An 18,862-nucleotide genomic window follows, 5' to 3' on the forward strand; every position below is an offset into this window, starting at 1 on the left:
GGGCTAGTGGCGGTGCAGGACTCGGCTCAGTGATGGGGAAATCTCGCGCACGGTGCGGTGACCGCGCCACCGGCCCAGGGTTCGGGCCAGGTCACGGAGATCCATTCGCACGGTCGCGGAGTCGACCTGCGCGGCGTCGTCCAAGGTCTCGGCCAGGGTGAGGCAGCTCTGGTCGATCTCGCCGGCCAGGGCGTGGGCCAGCGAGCGCCGAGCGCCGAACCGGGCCCGGTTGCGGCGGGCCGACGGGGCCAGGCGGGTCAGCTCCAGGTCGAGGATCGCGGCGGCCTCGGCCGCGTGCCCGAGATCGCACAGCGCCCATCCCCGGGCCAGCCCGATCGGATCCGGCGCGGTGGAGCCGAGAACCGGGAACATGACACCGTCCGAAGTGGACTGGTCGAGCAGCTCGGCCGCCCGGTCCATGGCCCGCTCGCAGGCGTCGCGATCGCCGGCGATGGCATGTCCTTGCGCCTCACGGCGAAGCGCCATCCCCAGCGTGCGCGCGCTCGGCCGGCCGACGCGTCGTGCTTGCCGGGCAAGGTCGATCGTGCTCTTGGGGTCCTGCCGGTACAGGGCGAGGCCGGCCTCACGCACGAAGGCGTAGCTCTCGATCTCCCGGTCCCCGCCGGCCAGCGCCAGCTCCGAGGCCCGCCGGGTCCACGCCAGCGCCCCCGGCTCGTCGCCGGCCTCCTGGCACATCCAGCCGGTGTACTCGGCGATCCGCCCGCCGAGCAGCAGCAGCCGGGACCGGATCGGCTCCGGGTTCTCCGCGGCCAGCGCCACCACCGTGTTCGCCTGGGCCCGCAGGGATTCCAGCACCACCACCGGGCTGGTCACCATGCCCAGGGCCCGCAGGTTCTCGAACGAGGCGCGCATGCCGTCCAGCACCGACTCGTCCAGCACCGGCCGCGGCCCGCCGGCCAGGGCCAGGCCGACCATCGTGCCGGCGGCCAGCACCTGCCGCCGGTCCAGGGTGCGGGCCGCGCGGGCGGCCTCGATCAGCCGGCCGTCGGCGTCCAGGGCGTGGTCGCAGAGCTTGGCCATGGTCGGATTGGGCGGCTTCAGCTCGTTCTCGATCTTGCTGAGATAGCCTTTGCTGTAGTTGACCCGCCGGGCCAGCTCGCCCATCGAAAGGCCGGCGGCATCGCGGCATTCCCGCAGCAGCGCACCGAACGATTCGGTCATCGGCGCCTCCCCTGACGACGTGCCGCCGATTACACCACGGCCGCCCGGCCGGTCGCGACCATTTCGCGACCGGCGGGGCGAATTCGGTGGTCAGCCGTGCCAGGGGTTGCCGCCGTCGGTGGTGGCGCTGGTCGTGGTGGGCGGCGGGGTCGGGTCGTCGCCGTCCATGTGGTGGATCGCGCCGCTGGCCGGGGCGCCGAAGACGATGCACAGGGCGACCAGCGCGGCGCCGGCGGCCGCCAGCAGGCGGGCAAGCGAAGTGGACATGATGAATCCCCTCACGTGATGTGTCGGGTATTTCCACCGGGATTTCCGGGGCCCACATCAAGGATTCATCGACCAGAAAACGACAACAATATGGTGACCGTTTCCCGTCCCATCGGGAAACGGGAAACGGTCATTCAGCGACTCAGATCCACGGATCGCATTCGGCGGTGGCCGGCAGGTTGGCGTACTTGTCGCCCTCGAGGAAGACCGCGCTGGCGAAGCGGCGGCCGCCGTCCTCCAGGCTGATCAGCACCCAGATGTCGTTGGTGATGCCGTACGCGGTGACGGACTCGCCGTGCTTCCAGCAGTAGCCCGGGGCCGACTCGCCGGCCTTGAGGCTCTTGGCCTTGTCGACCGGGCAGGTCGTGGCCGCGCACCCCAGCCGGGCGTTGACGTCGTGCCAGGCCGTGACCCACGTGGCGGCGGCGGGATTCTTGCCGGTGGCGGCGTTCGCGGTGGCCGTGCCGCCGAGCAGGGTCGCGCCGACCAGTCCGACTCCGACGGCGATCTTGGCGATCGTCATGCATTGCCTCCTTGTCGTTGTCGATCAGGGGGCACGACGCCGGCCGGGCCGGCATGGTTGTCAGGCGGTCACGGTCGGTGCATCCACGGCGCGTCCACTTCCTGTCGACATCCGGCCCGGATCCTGCGCGCACAGCCAGTTCGATCAGGAGGTCAGAAGTGGACTACGACGTCGCCGTGTCGTTCGCCGAGGAGCAGCGGACCGCCGTCGAGGAGGTGGTCGAGGTGTGGCGGCAGCGCGGCCTGACCGTGCTGCACGGGCCCGACCAGACGCACGAATGGTGGTCCCACAAGGAAAGCGGCGACCTGCCGGACGCCCGCGTCCGGTTCCTGCTGCCGTTCGTGTCGTCGGTGGACGACTTCACGGCGGCCATGCTGCGCGCGGTCCGGGCCGGGGACGAGCACGTGCTGCCGGTGCTGGTGGGCGACACCGTTGTGCCGGCGGACCTGCTGCACCCGCACGTGACGTACCTGCGGGACGTCGCCGAGGAGCTCACCGAGGCACTGGCCGCCCGGGTCGAGGCGGCCGAGGCCGCCGGCCGGGATCGGGCCCCGGTCGCCCAGATCGTCAGCAGGGCCAAGGAGTTCGCGCCGGTGACGGCCACCGTGCCGGCCTCGTTCAGTCGCTACGCCGAGCAGGACGCGGCGCTGCGATACCTGGGCGAGCAGTTCGCGGCGGCGGTGCCGGGGCTGGAGCGGCGTGGCTTCGCCGGCACGGTGCACGTCGGCGACACGCGGATCGCCGTGCGGATCGAGCGGGCCGGCGACACCGTGTACGCCCTGGACATCCAGCGCGGCGGCATCGGCGGCGACGAGACCGTGAACTTCGTCGTGGGCCGGCACGACGCCGGCAGCGCGTGCAGCAATGGTTGGGCACGGCCGATCTACGACCTGGACGCCGGGGCGGCCGTGCTGGAGCTGCACGACCACTCGGTTCTGGGACGGGGCGCCGAACCCCGTTCGTACAGCCGGGAGGCGCTGTTCGCCGCGCTGTGGCAGCGCATCAACGCCGTGCTCGCCGCGACCGTCGGCTGAGCGGACGGAAATGGGCTCCCTCGGGGGGAGCCCATTTCCGCTATTCCGGGCGGGCCCGGTCGAGCACCTCCTCCAGGCGCAGCGGGCTCTGCGGGTGGTAGCTCAGGCACAGCGGGGCCCGGATCCGGCGGAAGCCGCCGGCCTCGGTCGTCGCGTAGAACTGCCCGCGCTCCAGCTTCCCGATGTCCGCCACCGCGCTTCCCTTGGCCCGCGCCATTTCCGTGGCCGCGCTGACCTGGGCCGCGGTGTTGAGGCGGCCGTAGAACTGCGTGGTCGCGTTGCCCACCACCTGGTTGTGCACGCCCTTGGGCGCCTGCGTGGCCAGCACCAGGCCCAGGCCGTACTTCCGGGCCTGCGAGGCCAGCAGGATCGTGCTCTGGGTGCTGGCCGTCAGCTTGCCCGAGGGGGCGATGGTCTGGGCCTCGTCCATCACGAGCAGCCCGCCCAGCGGCCGGTCCGCCGCCGGGTTTCGCTTGATCCAGGCGAAGACTTCCAGCTGTAGCTGGCTGACGAAGCCCTGCCGCTGCTCGTCGGCCGCCAGCCCAACGAAGCTGATCACCGACACCCGCGCCCGCTTGCCGTCCGAGGGCGTCAGCAGCAGCGCCGGATCCGTCGGCGCGCCCGCCCCGCCCAGCATCGGGTCGTTCACCATCGCCGCTCGCAGCGTCTCCGCCAGATCCGCCGCCGTGCCCGGGGCCGTGCTCAGTTTGCTCACCCCGTCCGGCAGTTCGGCCAGGACGTCCACGAACCCGGCCAGGTCCCGCTTTCCCTTGCGGGCGTAGTACCTCACCGCCTCCCTCAACACCGCCTGGCCGCGCCTGGCCCCTTTCGACGTGCCCGTCAGGCCCACGTGCGGCACCAGTCTCGCCACCGCCGCCTCCACCGAGGCCGTGAACTCGTCCGGGTCGTCCCCCACCCCGTCGAAGTCCGGCAGGGGCTGGAAACTCAGCGGCCGGCCGCCCGCCCGGCCCGGCGTCCACACCACCACTTCCGTGGTGGCCAGGTATTCCTTCGCGCTGTCCTCGTCGCCCGGCCCCCACCCTTGCGGCGGCTCCGGCCAGGCGTCGCCCAGCCTCGCCAGGTCGTTGTTCGGGTCCAGCACGATCGCCGACACCCCGCGCAGCGCGCACTCCTCCACGATCCGGCGCAGCAGCACCGTCTTCCCGCTCCCGGACCCCGCGAAGATCATCACGTGCTTGCGCAGCGACTCCAGCCCGATCCGTACCTCGTCCAGCCGGAACTCCTCCGGCTCCGCCGGCCACGTCACCGGCGGCGGCCGCGACTCCCGCTCCCGCGCCACCGCCTGCCCCACCCTGGGAGCAGGCAGGATCTCCCGCAGAAACGTCGTCGTGCTCACCGGCTTGCGCTGCGCCATCCACGCCAAGAGCTGCGGCGTGTGATCAGCCAGCATCACCTTGAGCGCACTGAGCGTCCGCAGATCGTCATCGGTGATCCGGACCCTTCCGCCACCAGCCCGTTCGATCTCCGCGACCTCGGCCTGGGTCGCCTTGCCGGTCCAGCTGCGATTCCCCTGGTCTATCAGGATCAGGTGACGATTGCGCACCCCCGGCTGGGCCTGTGCCGCGTCCCGAGCCCCGCGAACACCATGCACCACATGATTTCCGTGACCGCTGGCAATGAACCGGAAACTCCACAGCTCCTGCACATCTCGTTGCTCGTCGAGGGTGCGACGCAGGCCGGCGTGTAGAGCGCCTCCGGCCGGCTCGGCCGTCCACTCCAGCGCGTCGTTGCCAACCTCGCTGATCCACGATTTCAGGCCGGCCAGGAGAAGCCCCGGCATCGTGTCGTCCTCGTGGTGCTCCTTGAGATCACCCGCCAGGAGCTTGGCCTGGCGTCGCAGCTGCTCGAACTTCTCGTCGTAATCCCGGAGATGGTCCGGCGTCGGACCGGTCCGGACCGGGGCCTCCTCGGGCTTCTCGTCGAACGACCTCAGCTCGCGGATCTCCCCGAACATGCAGACCTCGGCGTGCGCGAGGATGGTCTTGAGCAGCTGCCGCGGCGTGTAGGCCGACCACGACTCGCCGAACGCCTCCGGCGCGACCGGCCAGGTCGGGTGCGGCGGCACAAACCCCTCGGCCGCGTACACCACCGACAGCCACTTGGTCACCAGCTTCCGACCGATCTCCGGGTCGCCGATCGTGTTCAGGATCGGGGTCTTGGTGAACCGGTCCTCGAACGAGTCGCTCGCCAGCCCTTCCAGCATCATCCACGTGTTGGGCAGACAGGCCACGATGGACACGGTCCGCCTGGTCACGTCACGCAGGCTCATCAAACCGTCGGCGATAGTCGCGACCTCCAGCTTGAGCTCGGGGCTGACCACCTCCGCGTCGGTCGCCTCCTGTCCGAGCGCGACCAGCGTGTCCAGCTGGTCGACGGCGATGACACACGGGCCGGTGATCGCCAGCACTCGGGAGATGTCCCGCACGAACGTGCGAGGATCCTGTCGCTCGGCCGAGATGCCCCAGGCCCGCTCCTGCTGCGCGGTTGCCGTTCCCCGCAGGAACGCCCGCCCGTCGTCGAAGTGCTCGGAGGCGTAGAGTGCCAGCGCCCGGATGGTGTTCGAGCACTCGCCGACGACCCGCTCGTCGACCTTCAGCAGGTGCCGGACGAGTTCGTCCAGGTCATTCGCGGTCAACCGGGCCCGGTTGAGCAGCGCCCGCCGCACCGACTCCGGCGCGTTGGCCCGCACGCACAACCGCCGCAACAGCGCGGTGATCTGGAGTTCGCCGTCCTCGTTGAGGCGGCGCAGCTCGCTGCGCATGGCGCTCGCGACGTCCGACCAGAAGGCGTCGCTCCTGGTCAACTCGACCAGGAAGAAGTAGCCGTCCCGCTGTTGCACGACACGGCGGGCTGAGCCCAGCAAGTGGGTCTTGCCGATGCCCTTCTGTCCCTGCAGCACCAGTCCGATCGGGCTGGGGCCGGTGCTGTCCGCCGCGTTCGCCACCTCGGTCTTGATGCGGTGCTCGGCCCGCATGTGCAGACCCTCCACATGGGACGGAGAGGTGCGCCACACGTCGTCCGGTGTCTCGGCGAAGTTGAAACGCAGCGCGGCCAGCGCCTTGCGTAGTTCGTCGGTCATGATTCCTCGATCGCCAACAGGTGCTTGTCCTCACTCCCGATCCGGATCGCCGCACGGTGGTCCTCATCGGTGAGCACCTTGCGGTTGGAGTCGGGAGCGAGCGCGGCCCGGTTCGCCTTGTTCATCGTCAGCAACACGTCGTCGACCGTCTTCCGGTCGATTCCCTCGGTCTGCGGCCGGATCTTGGCCAGGCGGACCCAGTCCTGGGACTTGAGGTCCTGATAGGCGTCGCGGATCGCCTTCTCGACACTGCCCCGATCGAGCACGTCCGCGAAGTCGGTGTCGTGCCACTGCAGGAAATCCGGGAGGTTCCTGGCCAGCTCAAAGATCATCTTGGCCAGCGGGCTGCTGCGCAGCGGCGTTTCGATCGCGCCCAATTCGCGGGCGCACCAGTCGATTCCCGCCTCGGTGATCTTGTGCACGTTCCGGATGCCGACCTTGGTCGACTCGATCAGGCCGTCCTTCACCAGCTTGTCGCGGCTGGTGGCGGGAAACTTGATGCCGTACTTCTTCTTGAGGTCGGGGTTCGGCACTCCGTTGCGGTCGAGCAACAGGAGCAGCAAGGTCGCCTGCTCGTGGCTGTCGTACATCTCCGACATGTGACGAGGCCTTTCAGGGGGTGGAGGCGGTGATTCGGCGGTCGATGCGGTCGAGCAGGGCGCGGACCTCGGACAGGAGGTCGTCGGGCAGGTCGAGGCCGGCGCCGTGGGTCTTGCTGAGGAGTTCGAGGTCGACGGACAGGTCGGGCAGGAGGGTGAGGTCGCCGGCGTCGAGGGCGGTGGTCATGCCGCGGACGGTGTCGCGGATGAGGGCCAGGCGGCCGGGGTAGGGGACCTGGGCGGGCAGCCCCCGGAGGGCGGAGGCGGCGTCACGCAGGGCTTCCCGGTCGGGGCTGGCCATGGGGAGGGAACCGTTGGCCATGAGGTCGTAGAGCTCCCGGGCGACGCCGGGACCGAACTTCAGGGGCCGCAGGTTGCGGAGGAAGCCGGGAAGGCTGGCGTTGTCGGCACGGCTGGTGAGCACGCAGAACAGCTGGCGTTGCCCGTCCCCGGGGGCCAGGGTCTGACGCAGGAAGTGCTCGGCCTCGCTGACCTGCCACCGGGTCACCTCCCCGTCCACCACGAGGCAGAGATGCTTGGCCAGCAAGGGAGAACGGTCCAGGAACTCGGGCACGCCGGACAGTGACTGCTCGGCGCGGACGCCGAGGTGGATCAGCTTGTCGATCAGCTCGGCGGCCGGCACGGCGGCGGAGCGGGGACTGGACACCAGCAGGTCCAGGTCGTACTCGTCGACATGGACCCTGGCCTCGGCCACGTAGGCGTCACGGTTGTCGGCCAACAGGTCCGTGCGGTCGAAGTGCTGCGCGATCACCGCGGCGACGGTCTCCAGGGCGTAGGAGAGCTGGTCGGCCGAGGGGGTCAGTTCCTCCAGCACCGGCAGTTGCTCCCCGAAGCTCCAGTACGAGACGTAGGGCAGCGTCAAGTGCCGCACCATCGCCTCGGGGGAGACGTCCTGGGACAACCAGTCGCTGAACAGCGGCTGCACGGCCTCCGCGCACTTGCGTTGCCACGCCTCGGCCCGCTCGTACTCGACCCGGTTGTCGAGGCGGGACAACACCGGCAGCACCATGTTTTTCGGCCGGTCGTAGGGCATGGCGTCGCGGGCCCGGTCGGCCCGGTGGGCGATGTCCACCACGTCGCTGAGGTTCTGGTCGTTGGCGGTGAACACGACCACCAGCCGGTCGGGCAGGTGCGCGGTGCAGATGCCGGCGGTGTCGGCGATGCCGGTGCGACTGTCGATCAGCACGAAGTCGTAGTTCGCGGTCCACTCGGCCCGGCGCTGCTCCAGGTATTCCGCGAACCCGCGCCGGTACAGCTCTTCCCAGTTGACGGCCTGGACGCGCTCCGGGTAGTCGCCGTCGAACCGGCCCGCGGCCAGCAGCGCGAGTGTGCCTTCCGGCAGGTCGAGCCGGATCTCGTACGAGCGTGGCGACACGTCGTCGAGGAAGTCGTGCGCCAGGTCGATGACGCCGCCCGCCGGCTCATCGGGCATGGCCTCCTTGAAGTAGTAGTGCAGGCCAGGGGCTTCGAGGTCCCAGTCGACGGCCAGCACGCGATAGCCCCAGCGCGCCAGCAGCACGGCGACGCTGGCCAGCGTGGAGCTGCGGCCGACCCCGCCCTTGTACGAGTAGAAGGTGACCACGGTTCCGGTCATCGCCGGAACCTCGGTATCGGCGCCGGCGGCATGAGGACCGGGTCCGGCTTCTCGATGAGCGGCCAGTCCGGCTGCCATTCCGGCGCCTGCTTGAGCAGTTCCACCAGGTCACGGGCCAAATCGCGGACCTTCCAGTGGAAGGACACGAACTTCTTCGTCTTCTGGAACGCCATGTCGGGATTGGCGAAATCCTTGAAGTCGACCCACGAGACCTCACGGGCCGCCATCGGGAAATTGTCCGAGTCGGCGTAGAGTATGGAATAGATCAGCCCCTGGGGAACGCCGACGCTGGCCAGCCCGAGCCGCTGCTGCCGTTCGCGCATGCTCAGCCACTCGGCCATGCACCATTTCGACTGGAAGTACGGCGGGTGCAGCACCTGGAGCATGATCTTGCTGTGCAGCAGGGCCCGTTGCAGGCTGGACGGCCAGTGCTCGCCGCGCGGCATCTCGCGGTCGACGTACACCCGTGGCTGCGGCGCGATCTCGTCGGCCAGGCAGTCCACCAGCTTCGAATAGAAGTGGTTCAGCAGCCATTTCTGCGCGCTGCCGTAGCGGCTGTAGCTGATGAATATGTCGTACTCGTAGCCGGACACGCGACCCATGATAAGCACGGATCACGTGGTGAAAAAAGGCAGAAAAGTGGTCAGAATTGAGGTTACCGGGCAGGAAGTTGACAAAAAGTGGGCATTATCGCGGAGCGGCGAGGCCCAGGCCGGCGCAGCGGGCGGGAATGAAGGGCTTGACGCGCTCGCGCGGCCGGCGGCTCCAGCGGCGGCGCGTTCCTGACCGATTTCGACGGCCACACCGGCACGGTCTTCTCAGTGGTCAGCCGGGGCGGGCTCGACACCGACCTGCGCACCCTCAACCTGAGGGGCGACGCGGCCGAGGCGGCCTACCTGGCGGCCTCGGCGCTGTAGCGGCGGGCCAGCACGGCGAAGGCGTCGACGAGCTCGGCGGGGCCGACGACCTCCAGGTCGGCGTCGAAGCGGCCGAAGCCGGCGGCGAGCGCGACCCAGGACCAGCCGCCGAGCACGAGGCGGCAGCGGTCGGGCCCGAGCTCCTCGACGATGCCGTCCCCGGCGTACTGGGCGGCGACGGCGGCGGGCATCGACAAGATCACTTCACCCCGGCACGGCCAGTCGTCGCTGCCGTCGGAGCCCTTGAAGCGGCCGGCGACGAACGCGGCGACGTCGGGCAGGTGCCGGGGCGTGAAGCGGGGGCCGGTGGGAGTGCGAGGCGCGATCCGGTCGACCCGGAAGATCCGCCAGTCGTCGCGGTCGAGGTCCCAGGCGACGAGATACCACCGCCCGCCCCGGGTCACCAAGTGATGGGGCTCGACCCGCCGCAGCGAGCCGGTGTAGTCGAAGCGCAGCACATGGCAGGCCCGGACGGCGGCCTCGATCTCCATCACCACCTGGACATCGACGGCGACGGAGCTGCCGGGAACGGCCGTGACCTGCAAGTCGATACGGTGCCGAAGCCGCGCGGGCATGACCTGCCGAATGGTGGTCAGCGCCCGCGCGGCGGCCTCCCCCACGCCGCTGGTGGTGATCGCGGTCTGGAGGGCGACAGCGATGGCCACGGCCTGCTCGTCGTCGAACAGCAGCGGCGGCAGCTCGGCCCCGGCCCCGAGCCGGTACCCGCCGTCCGGCCCCTTCAGCGTCCGGATCGGATATCCCAGCTCCCGCAACCGGTCCACGTCCCGCCGCACGGTCCGGGTGCTGACGTCGAGGCGCTCGGCCAGCAGCGCGGCCGGCCAGTCCCGGCGGGTTTGCAGCAGCGAGAGCAGCGACAGCAGCCGGCCCGAGGTTTTCGGCATGCCGACACAGTAGCGGCCACATTCTGTCCGCTACCCCTGGCAGAGTGGCCGTCATGACCGAGAACACCGATGTGCTCGCCGAGCTCGCCAAGGCCCGAAACGCCCTGATCCGCGCGACCGAGGGCCTGTCCGACGAGCAGGCGGGCCGGCGCACGACCGTCAGCGAGCTGTGCCTGGGCGGGCTGATCAAGCACGTGTCGACGATCGAGGAGCAGTGGCTGCGGTTCGTCGTGGACGGCCCGTCGGCCATGTCCTACGACCTGCCCGAGGGTGTGACCTGGCAGGACATCTTCTCCGGTCAGGCGGAGCCGCCGCAGTGGATGATCGATCACCGCAACGACTTCCAGCTGCTGCCGGGTGAGACCCTCGAAGGCGTCCTCAAGCGCTACGAGGAGGTCGCGGCCCGCACCACCGAGATCGTCACGACCGTGGATATGGACGCGACCCAGCCGTTGCCGGCGGCCCCGTGGCACGAGCCGGGCGGCGTGCGCAGCGCCCGCCGGGTCCTGATGCACGTGATCGCCGAGACCTCGCAGCACGCCGGCCACGCCGACATCCTGCGCGAGAGCCTGGACGGGCAGAAGTCGAGCTGATGACCGTCCTGTCCGCGAGGGCCCTCAACCGGGCCACCCTCGCCCGCCAACTGCTGCTCGACCGTGTCGATCACCCGGTGCTCGACACGGTCGGGCAGCTCTGCGGCATGCAGGCCCAGGAGCCGCAGGAGCCGTTCGTCGGCCTGTGGTCACGGGTCGAGGGCTTCGATCCGTCCGAGCTGTCGGAGCTGCTGTTGCAACGCCGGGTCGTGCGCACGCATCTGATGCGCCGCACGGTCCATCTGCTCACCGCGGACGACGTGATCGCCTGGCGGTCCCGGCACGATTCCATGCTGCGCCAACGGGTTCTCGGCACCTACCGCCAAGAGCTGGCCGGCGTCGACCTGGAGGCGATGGCCGCCGCCGGGCGCGAAGTGATGTCCGACGGCCAGCCCCGCACGGCGGCCGAGCTCGTGCGGGCGGTGAACCGGCCGGACCTGCCGAACCGACCGCTGGCCGAGTTGCTGATCGCCGCGCTGGTGCCGGTGGTCCAGGCGCCCCCTCGTGGCCTCTGGCGCGGCAAAGGCGGCGTTCGCAACGTGCTGCTCACCCACTGGCTCGGTCGTGAGCTGGCGCCACCGACCGACGGCGAGGAGCTGGTTCTCCGCTACCTGAAGGCCTTCGGCCCGGCGGCGACGGCCGACATCCGGGCCTGGTCCGGCCTGGCCGGCCTGCCCAAGGCGGTGAAAGCGGTCAAACCTGACCTGATCACCTTCAAGGACGAGCGCGGACGGGAACTGCTCGACCTCCCCGACGCCCCGAGGCCCGATCCCGACACGCCGGCCCCGGTGCGCTTCCTGCCGTCCTTCGACAACGCCCTGCTCGGCTACGACGACCGCAGCCGCATCGTCGACGACGAGCACCGGAACCTGTCCGTGGCCGGGGAGCGAGTGGTCCTCGTCGACGGCCGGGTCGCGGCGACCTGGACCGTCGTCGACGAGGCCGTCGCCGTCACGCCGCTGAGGCCCTTCTCCCGCAAGGAAAAGGTTTCCGTGCACGAGGAGGCCGACCGGCTGGCCGACTTCCTCACTCGACCAGGAACTCCAGCGGCAGCCACGGAGCCCGAGCGGTCAGGCTCAGCGCGGACAGGGCCTGCACGACGCCGACGGTGAGCTCCGATGTGGACATCGGCGCCGACAGGGCCACGGGATCGGGATTGTCCTGCCCCAGCGCGGCAAGCAGGTCCGAGCCCGGGGCCGGGCACAGATCGAGGGCCTTGAGCACGGTGGTGTGAAAGGCAGGATCCGAGTCGGCCTCGATGATCCGGCCCAGCCACGTGACGGCCTCGTGCCGCAGCGCCGGCTCGTCCCGGGGGTCGGCGCTGGTCAGCTCGGGCAGCTCGCCCGCCAGCTCGGCGGCGAACTCCACCGAGACGGCGCAGGACAACGCCACCAGGAACCGCCGCAGCACGGCGTCGACGTCCTGGTCGTCCCGGTCGACCATGACGCAGGCCAGCTCGGCCGGGCGGTTGAGCAGCAGCCGGGTGGTCTTGGCCACCTTGGCCGGCCCGGCGGCCAAGGCCACCTCGGCCAGGAAACCCAGGGCCGGCAGCACATCGTCGTCGGCCAGCAGGCCCTCCAGCACCTGGTACAGGTCGTCGATGGCGTCGTCGGCCTCGGCCTCGACGGCCCGCAACGCCGGCAGCAGGGCGTCGCCGACCGCGGCCGGCAACGCCGCCTCCACCGCCTCGACGCCGAGATCCAGCACGGCGTCGGCGTAGAGATGGTGCAGCGGGTCCGAGTCGATGTCGTCGAGGCCGAGCCGGCCGTGCTCGGCTGCGGAAGGGTCCAACAGCGACGGGTGCAGCAGGGCCACCCGCACCAGCAGATGCGCCCGCGCGGCGGCGGCGATCTGGCTGTGCTCGTCCTCGTCGCTGAGCTCCAGCTCCTCGTCGTCCTGCTCGGCCAGCCAGCCCACCACCGGGCTGTCGTCCAGCGTGGCCAGCCACATCCAGGGCGAACGCGCCTCGCCCTGAATGGAGTGGGTCATGGTGGCCAGGGCCCGCAGCCCGGCCCACAGCAGGGCCCGGAACTGCTGGCGGCTGCGCCGCTCGCCGTCGGCGGTGTCCTGCCAGGTCAGCTGGTGCTCGGTCATGAACCGGTCGAGCACGGCGTGCCCGCGCATGTCCTCGTCGCTGTCGTCGTGCTCGGTCGACGGCGTGTCGATCTCCCGCCGGACCGCGTCGACCAGGGCCTGGGCCAGCCCCGGATCGCCCTCGCCGCGGCCGACGATCGAGCCGCGGATGCCCAGCTCGTGCTCGACCCGGCCGGCGGCGATCAGCAGGCCGCCCAGGGCCCCGGCCAGCTCCCGGTCCCACGGGTGCTCGGTGCTGGCGCCGGCCACCACGTCGGCGGCGTCGATGGCCCGCGGCGGCCGCAGCGTGGGATCGATCAGGTGCCGCACGGCCCCGCCGATCAGGTACTGCGCGCACAGTCGTTGCAGGTCCCAGGCCAGGTGCTCGGCCACCGGGAACCGGGGCCGGGGCTCGTCGCGCAGCAGCGGGAACCAGTTGCCCTCGGCGTCCGGGCCGGTGGCCTTGTCCACCCGCAGCGAGTCCACGGTCCAGCCCATCAGGGCCGGGGCCGCGTCCCGCAGGTGCCGCCCGAGGCTCGCGCCCAGCGCCGTGGCCACGTCGATGGAGTCGGTGTCCACGGCCAGTCCGACGAAGACGCCGGCCGGGTAGCCGAGCACCCGCACGTCCAGCAGCTCGGGCCCTTCCTCGTCCTCCTCGTCATCGTCGTCGAGCACGGGAGCGGTCACTTCCCAGCCGCCCTGCACGAGTTCGAGAACCAGTTCGGGCACCTGGGCGCTCGCCAACTCGTCGTCCGCCTGGGTGTCGGGACCCGACAGATCGATCCACACCAGGTAGGGCATCCATTCCCCTTCCGCGCACGGCCGATGGGCATCGTAGCCACGACCACCTGCCCCCATCCGGTGGAATCGGTCACCGCGACGGTGTTCCCCTAGATGTCGACCCGCGTTCCGGCCAGGAACACCGCCGAGACCTTGGTCAGCGCGGTCAGGTCGGCCGTCGGATCTCCCTGCACGGCAAGGAGGTCCGCGTCGAAGCCGGGGGCGATGCGGCCCTTGCGGTGGCCCACGCCACACGACTGCGCGGCCAATCGGGTGATCGAGGTCAGCACGGCAGCATTGGAAAGCTGGGTGAACACCTGGAATTCCGGCAGGCCGTGCGGGAGGCAGTCATGCGGTTTGTCGGAAATGACGCCGGCATCGGACGAACAGACCAGCCGGGCGCCCCGCCACCGGGCGTCGGCCAGGACCGAGCGGGCGGCGACGACCTTCGGCGACAGCGGGACCCCGCCCGGCATGCGCCCGGCGGTGACGCCGACGAAGACGCCGGCGGCGACGATCTCCTCGACGGTGGCCCAGTCGGGGTCGGCTCCGTCGGCAGTGAGGAAGGTGGCGTGCTCGATGCCGTCCACGCCGGCCCGGACGGCGTCGCGGATGCCCGCGCCGCCGTGGGCGTGCGCGGTGACCGGCCGGCCGGCGGCGTGCGCGGTCTCGACGACGGCTCGGATCTGGTCCAGGTCGTACTGGGACTTGTGGGCGGCGCTGCCCGGGGTGATGCCGCCGCCGGTGGCCATGATCTTGATGACGTCCACGCCGCGGTCGATCCGCTCGGCCACCGCGTCGACCAGCGCCGACTGGTCCGGCGGGACTTCGCCGCCGAGGAACCAGCAGTGGCCGCCGGGGCTGGTGATCGGCGGGCCCGCGGCGAGGATCTCCGGCCCCAGCGGGAGGCCGGCGCGGGCCTCGATGGCCAGATAGTCCCGGTCACCGAGATCGCGGACGGTGGTGATGCCGGCGCGCAGGGCCCGCATCGCGTGCACGCGCATCCGCGCGAGCACGACCTCACGCGGCGTCTCGACCATGTCCCGGGGGATGTCGCTGCCGGGCTCGAAGGCCAGGTGGGAGTGCGCGTCCACCAGGCCCGGCAGCAGCGTGACCTCGCCGAGATCGGTCACCGGCACGTCGTCGGACGGCTCGACGATCCGGCCACCGTCGATCACGACGGTGGCCGGGCCGTGGTGGAGCGTGTCGCCGTCGAACAGCCGTGCGCAGCGGAGACCGATCACGAGGCCAGCATGGCACCGTCCGCGAGATAGCTGTCGACGGCCTCGCGCCGGGCGGAGGCGTCCCAGCCCAGCCGGCCGCCGACCAGGTCCGCGACCTGCTCGACCACGGCGCGACCCCGCTCCGGGGCCTCGAAGGCGATCCGGGTCCGCCGGCTGAGCACGTCGTCCAGGTCGAGCGCGCCCTCGTGGGTGACGGCGTGCACGATCTCGGCCGCCAGGTAGCCGTCGGTCACGTGATCGGCCAGGCTCGGGTCCTGCCCGATCAGCTCGAACAGCTCGGTGACGGCCGAGCCGTGCCGGCGCAGCAGACGCTCCACAGTGGACACCGAGAGGCCGTTCTTCGACGCCAGGGCGATCCGGTCGGCCCACAGCTCGCGGAAGCCGACCGCGCCGTGGATCGGCAGCCGAGCGGTCAGCGACGGGGCCACGCCGCCCAAGCCCTTGACCGCCACGTCGACGGCGTCGGCGGCCATGACCCGGTAGGTCGTGTACTTGCCGCCGGCCACCACGAAGTAGCCGGGCTCGGGCGAGGCGACGGAGTGCTCGCGGGACAGCTTGGCCGTCTCGCTGCCCTTCTTGCCGGCCAGCAGCGGCCGCAGGCCGGCGTAGGCGCCGACGATGTCGTCCCGGCTCAGCGGCTGCTTCAGCACCGAGTTCACGTGCTGGAGCAGGTAATCCACATCCTCGTCGGTGACGGTCGGGCGGTCCGGGGCGTCGGAGTAGGGCGTGTCGGTGGTGCCGATGATCCAGTGCCGGTCCCACGGGATCACGAACAGCACGCTCTTCTCCGTGCGCATGATCAGCCCGGTCTCCAGGTCGAGCCGTTCGCGCGGCACGACCAGGTGCACACCCTTGGACATCTGGATCCTGAACGCCGGGTTGTCCGGCGTCCACACCCCGGTCGCGCCGATCACGCGACGAGCCCGGACCCGGATCTCGTTGTCGGACAAGGCATCCCGCACGACCGCGCCGGCGACCCGGCCGCCGTCGCGCAGCAGCTCGGTGACCTCGGCCCGGGTGACCACGGTCGCCCCGTGCTGGGCGGCGGTGCGGGCCACCATCATGGTGAACCGGGCGTCGTCGACCTGGGCGTCGTAGTACCGCACAGCGCCGGTCAACGCGTCGTCCCGCAGGCTCGGCGACATGGCCAACGCCTTGGTGCGGGACAGGTGCTTGTGCATCGGCACCGAGGTCGCGCCGCCGATGGTGTCGTACAGCATCAGGCCGGCGCCCACGTACGGCCGCTCCCATCCCTTGTGGGTCAAGGGGTACAGGAACGGGACCGGCCGCACGAGGTGCGGAGCGAGGCGCTTGAGCAGCAGGCCCCGCTCCCGCAATGCCTCACGTACCAACGAGAACTCCAGCTGCTCCAGGTAGCGCAGCCCGCCGTGCACGAGCTTGCTGGACCGGCTGGAGGTTCCCGATGCCCAGTCCCGCGCCTCGACCAGCGCCACGGACAGGCCGCGCGAGGCGGCGTCCAGCGCCGCGCCGACGCCGACCACGCCGCCGCCTATCACCAGCACGTCGAACTCGGTCTCGGCCAGCGAGCGCAGCGCGGTCTCGCGGTAGCCGGCGTCCAGCCTTGCGGACATCGGGAAACTCCTTCTAGTCGATCAGTCAGCGCACGTCGTCGTCGACCCAGTCGAACGACTTGGTGACGGCCTTCTTCCAGTTGCGGTAGACGCGTTCCCGCTCGTCGGCGGCCAGCTCCGGCGTCCACCGCCTGTCCTCGGCCCAGTTGGCCCGCAGCTCGTCCTCGCCGCCCCAGTAGCCCACGGCCAGGCCGGCGGCGTAGGCCGCGCCCAGGGCCGTGGTCTCGGCGACCTTGGGCCGCACCACGGGAACGTCGAGGATGTCGGCCTGGAACTGCATCAGCAGCTCGTTGGCGACCATGCCGCCGTCCACCTTGAGCTCGGTCAGCGGCACCCCGGAGTCGGCGTTCATGGCGTCGAGCACCTCGCGGGTCTGGAAGGCGGTGGCCTCCAGCACGGCGCGGGCCAGATGTCCCTTGCTGACGAAGCGGGTCAGGCCGACCAGCGCGCCGCGGGCGTCGGATCGCCAGTACGGGGCGAACAGCCCGGAGAAGGCCGGCACGAAGTACGCGCCGCCGTTGTCCTCGACGCTGCGGGCCAGGCCCTCGATCTCGGCGGCCGAGCCGATGATGCCGAGGTTGTCGCGCAGCCACTGCACCAGCGAGCCGGTCACCGCGATGGAGCCCTCCAGCGCGTACACCGGGGCCTGCGAGCCAATCTTGTAGCAGACCGTGGTGAGCAGGCCGTTGTGGCTGGCCACCTTCTCGCGCCCGGTGTTGAGCAGCATGAAGTTGCCGGTGCCGTAGGTGTTCTTGGCCGTGCCGGGCTCGAAGCAGGCCTGGCCGAAGGTGGCGGCCTGCTGGTCGCCGAGGATGCCGGTGATCGGCACGCCGGCCAGCACGCCGCCGGCCCCGTGGCCGTAGTTCTCCGAGGAGGAGCGGATCTCCGGCAGCATGGACAGCGGAATGCCCATCTCGGCGGCGATCTCGGCGTCCCAGCTCAGCGTGTCCAGGTCCATCAGCATGGTCCGGGAGGCGTTGGTGACGTCGGTGACGTGCACGCCGCCGTTCGGGCCGCCGGTGAGGTTCCACAGCGTCCAGGTGTCGGTGTTGCCGAACAGCAGGTCGCCGTTGTCGGCCCGCTGCCGCGCGCCGGGCACGTTGTCCAGGATCCAGCGGACCTTGGGGGCGGAGAAGTAGGTGGCCAGCGGCAGGCCGACCTTGGCCTTGTACCGGTCGGCCCCGCCGCCCAGCGCGCCGAGTTCGTCCACAATGGACTGGGTGCGGGTGTCCTGCCAGACGATGGCGTTGTGGACCGGCTCGCCGGTGTGGCGGTCCCACACCACCGCGGTCTCGCGCTGGTTGGTGATGCCGACCGCGGCCAGGTCGCCGATGTTCAGGTCGGCCTTGGCCAGGGCCTGGCCGATGACGTAGCGGGTGTTGGCGGTGATCTCGGCCGGGTCGTGCTCGACCCAGCCGGCCCGCGGGAAGATCTGCTCGTGTTCCTTCTGCCCCACCGAGACGATCGAACCGGCGTGGTCGAACACGATCGCCCGGGTGCTGGTCGTGCCCTGGTCGATGGCGAGAATGTGCTGAGCCATGGAGGTTTCCTTCCGGTCAGAACGCGAGGTGGGAGAGGACACCGGCGATGACGCCACCGACGATGGGGCCGGCGACCGGCACCCAGGCGTAGCTCCAGTCGGAGTTCTTCGGCTCGGTGGAGGCCGGTTCTCCCTTGTAGCGCAGGGGAAGGATGGCGTGGGCGATGCGCGGCCCGAGGTCGCGGGCCGGGTTGATGGCGTAGCCGGTGGGGCCGCCGAGGGAGGCGCCGATGCCGACCACCAGCATGGACACCGCCAGCGGGCCCAGGCCCGACGGGGTCTTGCCGAACGACAGGATCACGAACACCAGCACGAACGTGCCGAGCACCTCGGTCAGGAAGTTCCAGCCGTAGCTGCGGATCGCCGGGCCGGTGGAGAACACGGCCAGCTTCTTGGCCTCGTCCGGATCCTCGTCGAAGTGCTTCTTGTAGGCCAGGAAGCACAGGCAGGCCCCGAGGAACGCGCCGGCCATCTGCCCGGCCAGGTAGACCAGGGTCGAGCCGAAGCTGACCGCCACGCCCGGGGCATAGGTGCTGGCCCCGCTGCTCAGGATGCCGATGGTGACCGCCGGGTTGAGGTGCGCCCCGGACTTGAACGAGACGTAGACGCCGGCCATCACGGCCAGCCCCCAGCCGAAGTTGATCAGCAGCCAGCCGCCGTCGAAGCCCTTGGACTTGACCAGCAGCACGTTGGCCACCACACCGGCGCCGAGCAAGATCAGCAGTCCGGTGCCGAGCACCTCGCTGAGGAACACCGCTCCGAGTGACACCCACTCCTCCATTCGTCATTGAACGGTCGACTCACCCCCAGTGAGTGAGGGGAACGTAAGCAGCGGGAACGGGCCGCTCAACGGCCACCGGTCGACAATGTCGAACGGTGACGCCGGCCACAGCGTGTCCAC

16 protein-coding genes are annotated in these 18,862 nt (G+C 70.7%); 3 read left to right on the forward strand and 13 right to left on the reverse strand.

Features of this window, described 5'->3' with window-relative positions; all coding sequences use genetic code 11:
* Nucleotides 1-3: 3 nt before the first annotated feature.
* The 3 genes from ACIG5F_RS05960 to ACIG5F_RS05970 all read right to left on the reverse strand — a co-directional run bounded on the left by ACIG5F_RS05960 (nucleotide 4) and on the right by ACIG5F_RS05970 (nucleotide 1,972).
* Nucleotides 4-1,182, reverse strand: coding sequence for a multiprotein-bridging factor 1 family protein (locus tag ACIG5F_RS05960; protein ID WP_396516269.1), 1,179 nt, complete (start codon nucleotides 1,180-1,182; stop codon nucleotides 4-6).
* A 90-nt stretch (nucleotides 1,183-1,272) separates the two neighbouring features.
* A complete protein-coding gene (locus ACIG5F_RS05965) occupies nucleotides 1,273-1,449 on the reverse strand; it encodes a hypothetical protein (RefSeq protein ID WP_396516270.1) in 177 nt (58 codons plus the stop codon).
* A gap of 142 nt (nucleotides 1,450-1,591) precedes the next feature.
* On the reverse strand, nucleotides 1,592-1,972 hold the full coding sequence (locus tag ACIG5F_RS05970) for a hypothetical protein (protein WP_396516271.1): 381 nt from the start codon (nucleotides 1,970-1,972) through the stop codon (nucleotides 1,592-1,594).
* A gap of 158 nt (nucleotides 1,973-2,130) precedes the next feature.
* Between ACIG5F_RS05970 and ACIG5F_RS05975 the strand changes: the two genes are divergently transcribed.
* On the forward strand, nucleotides 2,131-3,006 hold the full coding sequence (locus ACIG5F_RS05975) for a hypothetical protein (RefSeq protein ID WP_396516272.1): 876 nt from the start codon (nucleotides 2,131-2,133) through the stop codon (nucleotides 3,004-3,006).
* A gap of 40 nt (nucleotides 3,007-3,046) precedes the next feature.
* Here ACIG5F_RS05975 and ACIG5F_RS05980 read toward each other — a convergent pair whose 3' ends face one another.
* The 5 genes from ACIG5F_RS05980 to ACIG5F_RS06000 form a co-directional block, all read right to left on the reverse strand.
* On the reverse strand, nucleotides 3,047-6,106 hold the full coding sequence (locus ACIG5F_RS05980; RefSeq protein ID WP_396516273.1) for a helicase HerA domain-containing protein: 3,060 nt from the start codon (nucleotides 6,104-6,106) through the stop codon (nucleotides 3,047-3,049).
* The gene (locus ACIG5F_RS05985; protein WP_396516274.1) at nucleotides 6,103-6,705 is read right to left on the reverse strand and encodes a hypothetical protein; all 603 of its coding nucleotides are present in this window, start codon (nucleotides 6,703-6,705) and stop codon (nucleotides 6,103-6,105) included. The genes ACIG5F_RS05980 and ACIG5F_RS05985 overlap by 4 nt, the downstream gene beginning before the upstream one ends.
* Nucleotides 6,706-6,718: 13 nt before the next feature.
* Complete coding sequence (locus ACIG5F_RS05990) at nucleotides 6,719-8,320, reverse strand: tyrosine-protein kinase family protein (RefSeq protein WP_396516275.1); 1,602 nt, start codon at nucleotides 8,318-8,320, stop codon at nucleotides 6,719-6,721.
* On the reverse strand, nucleotides 8,317-8,913 hold the full coding sequence (locus tag ACIG5F_RS05995; protein ID WP_396516276.1) for a TIR domain-containing protein: 597 nt from the start codon (nucleotides 8,911-8,913) through the stop codon (nucleotides 8,317-8,319). The genes ACIG5F_RS05990 and ACIG5F_RS05995 overlap by 4 nt, the downstream gene beginning before the upstream one ends.
* 299 nt (nucleotides 8,914-9,212) lie before the next feature.
* Nucleotides 9,213-10,139 (reverse strand): helix-turn-helix transcriptional regulator, encoded by a 927-nt coding sequence (locus ACIG5F_RS06000; RefSeq protein ID WP_396516277.1) that lies wholly within the window; start codon nucleotides 10,137-10,139, stop codon nucleotides 9,213-9,215.
* A gap of 53 nt (nucleotides 10,140-10,192) precedes the next feature.
* Here ACIG5F_RS06000 and ACIG5F_RS06005 point away from each other — a divergent pair, with 53 nt between their 5' ends.
* Both ACIG5F_RS06005 and ACIG5F_RS06010 read left to right on the forward strand, forming a co-directional pair.
* Nucleotides 10,193-10,732 (forward strand): DinB family protein, encoded by a 540-nt coding sequence (locus ACIG5F_RS06005; protein ID WP_396516278.1) that lies wholly within the window; start codon nucleotides 10,193-10,195, stop codon nucleotides 10,730-10,732.
* A complete protein-coding gene (locus tag ACIG5F_RS06010) occupies nucleotides 10,732-11,844 on the forward strand; it encodes a winged helix DNA-binding domain-containing protein (protein ID WP_396516279.1) in 1,113 nt (370 codons plus the stop codon). Before ACIG5F_RS06005 ends, ACIG5F_RS06010 begins: the two co-directional genes overlap by 1 nt.
* Here ACIG5F_RS06010 and ACIG5F_RS06015 read toward each other — a convergent pair.
* From ACIG5F_RS06015 to ACIG5F_RS06035, 5 genes are all read right to left on the reverse strand, one after another.
* On the reverse strand, nucleotides 11,759-13,606 hold the full coding sequence (locus tag ACIG5F_RS06015; RefSeq protein WP_396516280.1) for a hypothetical protein: 1,848 nt from the start codon (nucleotides 13,604-13,606) through the stop codon (nucleotides 11,759-11,761). The two genes, ACIG5F_RS06010 and ACIG5F_RS06015, sit on opposite strands and share 86 nt — an antisense overlap.
* Nucleotides 13,607-13,695: 89 nt before the next feature.
* Nucleotides 13,696-14,829 carry an amidohydrolase family protein gene (locus tag ACIG5F_RS06020; RefSeq protein WP_396516281.1) on the reverse strand — a complete coding sequence of 378 codons (1,134 nt, stop codon included), beginning with the start codon at nucleotides 14,827-14,829 and terminating at the stop codon, nucleotides 13,696-13,698.
* A complete protein-coding gene (locus ACIG5F_RS06025) occupies nucleotides 14,826-16,421 on the reverse strand; it encodes a glycerol-3-phosphate dehydrogenase/oxidase (RefSeq protein ID WP_396516282.1) in 1,596 nt (531 codons plus the stop codon). The genes ACIG5F_RS06020 and ACIG5F_RS06025 overlap by 4 nt, the downstream gene beginning before the upstream one ends.
* A gap of 25 nt (nucleotides 16,422-16,446) precedes the next feature.
* Entirely contained in the window at nucleotides 16,447-17,961 is a 1,515-nt protein-coding gene (glpK, locus tag ACIG5F_RS06030; protein ID WP_396516283.1) for a glycerol kinase GlpK, read from the reverse strand.
* Between the two features lie 16 nt (nucleotides 17,962-17,977).
* Entirely contained in the window at nucleotides 17,978-18,730 is a 753-nt protein-coding gene (locus ACIG5F_RS06035) for an MIP/aquaporin family protein (protein WP_396516284.1), read from the reverse strand.
* Nucleotides 18,731-18,862: the final 132 nt, after the last annotated feature.

This window comes from Kutzneria sp. NPDC052558, assembly GCF_044547355.1.
In the GTDB taxonomy this organism is placed as follows: domain Bacteria; phylum Actinomycetota; class Actinomycetes; order Mycobacteriales; family Pseudonocardiaceae; genus Kutzneria.

What these genes read in the sequence shown, in the direction of transcription:
- ACIG5F_RS06010 (WP_396516279.1), top strand. Translation starts at nt 10,732, where the DNA reads ATGACCGTCCTGTCCGCGAGGGCCCTCAACCGGGCCACCCTCGCCCGC.
- ACIG5F_RS05970 (WP_396516271.1), bottom strand. Translation starts at nt 1,972, where the DNA reads ATGACGATCGCCAAGATCGCCGTCGGAGTCGGACTGGTCGGCGCGACC.
- ACIG5F_RS06005 (WP_396516278.1), top strand. Translation starts at nt 10,193, where the DNA reads ATGACCGAGAACACCGATGTGCTCGCCGAGCTCGCCAAGGCCCGAAAC.
- ACIG5F_RS05985 (WP_396516274.1), bottom strand. Translation starts at nt 6,705, where the DNA reads ATGTCGGAGATGTACGACAGCCACGAGCAGGCGACCTTGCTGCTCCTG.
- glpK (WP_396516283.1), bottom strand. Translation starts at nt 17,961, where the DNA reads ATGGCTCAGCACATTCTCGCCATCGACCAGGGCACGACCAGCACCCGG.
- ACIG5F_RS05990 (WP_396516275.1), bottom strand. Translation starts at nt 8,320, where the DNA reads ATGACCGGAACCGTGGTCACCTTCTACTCGTACAAGGGCGGGGTCGGC.
- ACIG5F_RS06000 (WP_396516277.1), bottom strand. Translation starts at nt 10,139, where the DNA reads ATGCCGAAAACCTCGGGCCGGCTGCTGTCGCTGCTCTCGCTGCTGCAA.
- ACIG5F_RS05960 (WP_396516269.1), bottom strand. Translation starts at nt 1,182, where the DNA reads ATGACCGAATCGTTCGGTGCGCTGCTGCGGGAATGCCGCGATGCCGCC.
- ACIG5F_RS05980 (WP_396516273.1), bottom strand. Translation starts at nt 6,106, where the DNA reads ATGACCGACGAACTACGCAAGGCGCTGGCCGCGCTGCGTTTCAACTTC.
- ACIG5F_RS06025 (WP_396516282.1), bottom strand. Translation starts at nt 16,421, where the DNA reads ATGTCCGCAAGGCTGGACGCCGGCTACCGCGAGACCGCGCTGCGCTCG.
- ACIG5F_RS06015 (WP_396516280.1), bottom strand. Translation starts at nt 13,606, where the DNA reads ATGCCCTACCTGGTGTGGATCGATCTGTCGGGTCCCGACACCCAGGCG.
- ACIG5F_RS05965 (WP_396516270.1), bottom strand. Translation starts at nt 1,449, where the DNA reads ATGTCCACTTCGCTTGCCCGCCTGCTGGCGGCCGCCGGCGCCGCGCTG.